Raw genomic sequence first — 909 nt, 5'->3', positions numbered from 1 at the left:
TAAGAAATTGTAATAAAATAGTTGTAAGTACCTCTTTTCGCTGGTATAGTTGAATTTGCATAAACAACTAACAACCAAACAAAAAGAGGTGTTTAATTATGACTGAATTATTAAAAAAAGTGAAGGGAAAAATTAGAGTAATGGTCCATAACTTTGAAGGTAAGGTAAGTCTACCATATGGTAAATTCATTCTGGAATTAGTATCAGGGGTATTAATAACAGGAAGTTGTAACATTACTGAAATATCAAGAAGCCTGAATGAGAAAATAAAACTTAAAAACACTATGAAACGTTTGTTTAATCATCTTGAGGGTAAGACTAATTTACTTGAATTAGCTAATGATTATTTATTATCACAAGCATCTACTAAAGTAGATGATAGTACAATAATAGCCCTTGATGATGGAGATATAAGCCATTTATTTTCTAATAATTTTGAGCAGTCCTGTAAAGTGAGAGATGGTAGCACAGGTAAATATCTCGAGGGTTATTATTTGAATCAGATAAGTTTATTTGATGACAAAAGTAATCAAACTTATCCTGCTTATCTTGGGATGTACAGCACAGAGAGTAAAGATTTTAAGAGTGCTAATACAGAAGGCTTAAAAAGTGTAGAAAGTTTTGTAACTAATGTTGGTAAAAAAGGCTTATGGGTAATGGATAGGGGCTATGATAATGGAGCTTATCTTGGCTATTTCCTAAAAGAATGTTTAAGTTTTATTGTGAGAATGAAGACCAACCGTCATTTAATTTATAAAGGGAAAAGCGTAAATATTGAAGAGTTAAATAAATCTATAAATAGAAGATATAAAAACGGAAAACATTTTAGATATGGATATTTGAAATGCTTTATAGAAATTAAATCAAAATTATATCCTGTCACCCTAATATCACATAAAGGAGAATTTA

The 909-nt window shown here is 29.3% G+C and carries 1 pseudogene; it reads left to right on the top strand.

Annotated features, from left to right (window positions below):
- Positions 1-98: 98 nt before the first annotated feature.
- Positions 99-909: pseudogene (locus tag LF845_RS11715) on the top strand (transposase); the annotation flags it as partial.

The organism is Deferrivibrio essentukiensis (assembly GCF_020480685.1).
In the GTDB taxonomy this organism is placed as follows: domain Bacteria; phylum Chrysiogenota; class Deferribacteres; order Deferribacterales; family Deferrivibrionaceae; genus Deferrivibrio; species Deferrivibrio essentukiensis.
This window is presented reverse-complemented; position numbering and strand designations above follow the sequence as displayed.